The organism is Bradyrhizobium sp. P2_E8 (assembly GCF_056403875.1).
Window position 1 is genome coordinate 1 of record NZ_JBFUES010000673.1, and the last position, 4,319, is coordinate 4,319.

Annotated in this window: 4 protein-coding genes; 3 read left to right on the forward strand and 1 reads right to left on the reverse strand. The window is 60.9% G+C overall.

The window, feature by feature from the left end; all coding sequences use genetic code 11:
• The 3 genes from AC1D00_RS29235 to dhaK all read left to right on the forward strand — a co-directional run.
• The coding region (locus AC1D00_RS29235) for a phosphoenolpyruvate--protein phosphotransferase (protein ID WP_477013053.1) at window positions 1–1,314 on the forward strand (1,314 nt) is incomplete at its 5' end.
• Entirely contained in the window at window positions 1,311–1,736 is a 426-nt protein-coding gene (locus AC1D00_RS29240; protein ID WP_477013054.1) for a hypothetical protein, read from the forward strand. The genes AC1D00_RS29235 and AC1D00_RS29240, both read left to right, overlap by 4 nt.
• 39 nt (window positions 1,737–1,775) lie before the next feature.
• On the forward strand, window positions 1,776–2,765 hold the full coding sequence (gene dhaK / locus AC1D00_RS29245) for a dihydroxyacetone kinase subunit DhaK (protein WP_477013055.1): 990 nt from the start codon (window positions 1,776–1,778) through the stop codon (window positions 2,763–2,765).
• Between the two features lie 582 nt (window positions 2,766–3,347).
• Here dhaK and AC1D00_RS29250 read toward each other — a convergent pair.
• A partial coding sequence (locus AC1D00_RS29250) for a hypothetical protein (RefSeq protein WP_477013056.1) occupies window positions 3,348–4,319 on the reverse strand: 972 nt, incomplete at its 5' end.

The following is a 4,319-nucleotide window of genomic DNA, read 5'->3' on the forward strand; positions in this document are numbered from 1 at the left end:
GACCATGCCTGGCGCCGGGCACTCGACCTAGAGATCGCCGGCTATCGCGCGGCTGAAGATGAATATTTCCGTGCCCGCGCCGTTGATATCGTTGACATCCGCGATCGCGTGCTTGCGCATCTGGGCGGTGTGGAGGCTTTCGCCGGAATCGCGGGCGGTTCGATTGTTGCGGCTGAAGATATCACGCCTTCGACCTTTCTTGCGACTGACTGGTCGCAAGGCGGCGCGATCGCGCTGGCCAGTGGCTCACCTTCCTCCCATGTCGCGATGTTGGCGCGCGCGCGCGGGGCGCCGATGGTCGTTGGATTAGGTCCGTTGTCGTGGCACGGACAGCCGCCGGTCTTGGCGCTGGTAGACGGCGACGCCGGAAGGGTCATCTTCGATCCGGAGCCGGAGACCATCCGTCTCTTTGAGCTGCGTATGGCGGCTGCGAAGGCCGAACGAGCTGTCGCCGAGGCGACCAGCCTTGCGCCTGCCTTCGTCGCCAATGGTCGGCGGATAACGGTTCTGCTCAATGTCGCCGGGCCTGAAGACCTTGCAAACCTTGATCCCGCAATTTGCGACGGGATCGGCCTTGTACGCACGGAATTCCTGTTCGAGGCGGCTCACGGCCTGCCGGACGAGGAAACGCAATACAGGGTCTATCGGGACATTCTCGTCTGGGCTCAAGATAAGCCGGTGACGATCCGGACCTTGGATGCGGGCGGAGACAAGCAGGTTCCCGGTTTGACGGTCGAAGGTGAGAGCAATCCGTTTCTCGGTCTCCGCGGTATCCGCCTCTCGCTCGCGCGGCCGGAGGTGTTTCGCATGCAGCTCCGCGCGCTCTGCCGTGCGGCTGTCCATGGCACGCTGAAAGTGATGTTGCCCATGGTAGCGGTCCCGTCGGAATTGGACCGCGCGAACGAAATGCTTGACGCGGATTTCACAGCCCTCCAAGCGAAAGGAGTTGCCTGCGCTCGCCCGCCGCTCGGCATTATGGTCGAGGTTCCAGCGGCGGCGCTCTGTGCAGCGGATTTTGGCGCTGCATTCTATTCCATCGGTTCGAACGATCTAACCCAGTACACGATGGCGGCGGCGCGCGACATCGGCGCAGTCGCTGACCTCAATGATACCAGCAATCCAGCTGTGCTGGCTCTGATAGCCGCGACCGTCGAGGCCGGGCTAAAGCGTGGCGTCGAGGTTTCGCTCTGTGGCGACGCCGCGGCCAACACTCACCTGACGGCGGCGCTGCTCGCCACCGGATTGACAACTCTCTCGGTGTCGCCGATTGCCGTCGCACGGCTCAAGGCCGCAATCGCAAAGGTGAGTTTATGAAGGACGATGTCGACAAGGACACGCCCGGTGACAAGAATGTCGCAGAATACAAGATAATCCTGCGAAAGGTACTCGACAATCGGCCCTCGGGGACGCGCCTGAAGCTTGCGGCGGCGCTGGGCAAGAATCGCTCTTTCGTGAGTCAAATCACGAATCCGGCTTATCTGGTGCCGATCCCGGCGAAACATGTCACGGTCATCTTCGACGTCTGCCATCCGTCCAGCGCCGAGCGTGCGGCATTTCTCGATGCGTATGGCCGCGCGCACCCCGGAAGACTGCGCGCACCCCACCGCGAAGCGCGCACGCGTGTCATTACGGTGACCGTTCCTGAACTTGGTGACGACAAGAAGAATCGTGCGCTCGAGCAGCTCATCGTGGATTTCGCGGCGCAGCTCGCGCGCTTTGCAGAAAGCGTCGGTTAGCCATTGAGTTGAACTTTGGACCGGACTGGGAGAACGTTCATGAAAAAGCTGATCAACAGCGCGGATACGGTGCTCGAAGAAAGCCTTGACGGTCTAGCCGCAGCGCACGCGGATCTGCTTGTGCTCGGCCCCGAGCGCAAATTTGTGCGTCGTCGGACTCTGAAGCCAGGCAAGGTCGCGCTGATTTCGGGAGGCGGTTCGGGACATGAGCCGCTGCACGCGGGCTTTGTCGGCCTCGGCATGCTTGACGCGGCTTGCCCCGGCCAGGTCTTCACCTCGCCGACACCTGACCAGATGATCGAGGCCGCGGAGGCCGTTGATACCGGCGCAGGCGTGCTGTTCATCGTCAAGAACTACGAAGGCGACGTGATGAATTTCACCATGGCAGCCGAGATGGCTGGCCGAGAAGTCGCAAGCGTGGTGACGAACGATGACGTGGCGGTCGAAAAGTCGACCTACACGACCGGTCGTCGCGGTGTCGCTGGAACGTTGATCGTGGAAAAAATGATCGGCGCCGCGGCCGAAACGGGTACGCCCCTTGCCGCGCTCAAGACGCTCGGTGACGACGTCAATCGGCGTACGCGCTCGATGGGGGTCGCACTGCTGCCATGTACAGTGCCAGCGGCCGGACGGCCAAATTTTGTTTTGGCCGACGATGAGATGGAGATGGGCGTCGGCATTCACGGTGAACCTGGCCGTCGTAGGGTGCCGTTGGCTTCCGCGGATGCGATCGCCGCTGAGCTGGTCGAGGCAATTCTGAAGGATCTTGGGCCCAGCAGAGGCAGCGAAGTGCTGCTTCTCGTCAATGGGTTTGGCGCGACGCCTTTGATCGAGCTCTATCTGATGGTCAATGCCGCCAAGCGGATCTTGGATCGCGCAGGAATAGCGGCAACGCGTTTCCTGACCGGTTCCTACGTCACATCGCTAGACATGGCCGGTGTCTCGATCACCGTATCTGTACTCGATAGCGACGCCGCAAAATTGTGGGATGCTCCGGTGCAAACCGCGGCGCTGCGATGGGGAGCCTGATATCGGCTTCTTGACGAAGTGGTTTTGTTGCAGTCGTGGACTCGTCGCTTTCACACCGCCGGGGGTCTCGCAGCGGGCGTCGGCGGCGTCCACGCCGACTACGACGCGAACAGCACGGCAGCCGCACCAAGACAATGCGATCTCCTTGACGCCCATTTGCCGAAATTGGCTCAATCTTGAAGACACTGAATACGAGGGTGCGATTTCCTTCACCTGTTCCAAAGCAATTTCAACGGCTTAGCACGGATTTTCCGATGCCGTTCTGACAAACAGGCTGAACACCGTTCCAATTTTTGCCGGTGTTGTCAGTCTCTGGGCTCGACGTTGTCGTCGCGATGCCCGCGAGCCGTTCACTGCACCAACCTCTACCGCTCTTTCGCTTCCATTCTTGCGCAATCACTGCCGATCGTCGTCGGCTGAGGTGACGGCACGCGATTTCAGCGCTGCGGATTGAGGCCGCGCCACGCAAAAGCTGGGAACTACCCTTAGGGCCTACCTGTCAGGTCGCAACCGTCAGCGAATGTCGGTCGGCGTGTTGGTGCATCATTAAGTAGCATCCCGACCACTCCTTTGCAGCGGAGTCTAGTCCAGGTGCCTTGCGCGCAGATCTTGAAGGTCCTTTTTCAATGCCACCAGATCCAGCCCGCGAGGAAAAGTGAGGCGTCCAGAGCGGATCACGAGCCGAACATACGGATACCGTTCTTCGGCAAGCATCGGAGAACTGATCTTGTACTTGTGCCAATCTTCGACGATGTGTGCCTGTTGTTCGACGTTGTATGAGTCCCAGCTATCCCCGGGGGTGTAGTCGTAGCCGGAACCGACCGTCTGCGCCCAGAAGGAGCGCGCCATCGTCCAGTTTGAATCGTTGAACGCCTGCCACACGTGGGTCATTTCGTGCACGAAGAGGTCGCAAATGCGACCGAAGTCGTCGCACAACAGGCCGAAGGTGGGGCTAGGCGATGCCAGGTTACTGAACGCGACATTGCCAAGATTGATGGCATACCGCATGCTCGGCACCATGGGATTGCTTCCTCTAAAGAACGGTCCATCGTTCGTCCACGGTCTTCCGCCTGCTCCCAGGCCATTGGTAATCGCGATTGTCTCCCACGGCGGCAACGTCGGGCCAAACACGTTGCGCGCGAAATCCCGTTCGCTGACGTCCAGCACGCGCGCGAAGTCGGGTCGGCTTCCTGCGCATTCCGGTGGAGTCGGAGCCGCTGGGGTGGGCGCAACCGGTGGAGTGGGCGCAATCGGCGGGGGAGGCGGCGTACCCGGCGGCAGATAGATGAATCCCCCTCGCCATCCACCTTTTCCGCCGGTCGTACCGGAAGAAAACGCAAAATTCTGGCGGTCGGGCGACATCGCGCGGCAGCCTACATACTCGGCCAGGTACCAGTTCACCTGCCGTGTGGCTTGTTGGAAATCGCGCTGTTTGACCAGCTTGATGCCCGGAAAATTGAACTCGATGAGGTCCCAGGGGTCGATGCCGATCCGCTTGGCGAGGGATATCCAGGTCTCGCCTGCCGTCACCGCATGCCGGATTCCTGCTGGCGG

Coding starts and splice junctions, on each gene's coding strand:
- AC1D00_RS29240 (WP_477013054.1), top strand. CDS start 1,311: ATGAAGGACGATGTCGACAAGGACACGCCCGGTGACAAGAATGTCGCA.
- dhaK (WP_477013055.1), top strand. CDS start 1,776: ATGAAAAAGCTGATCAACAGCGCGGATACGGTGCTCGAAGAAAGCCTT.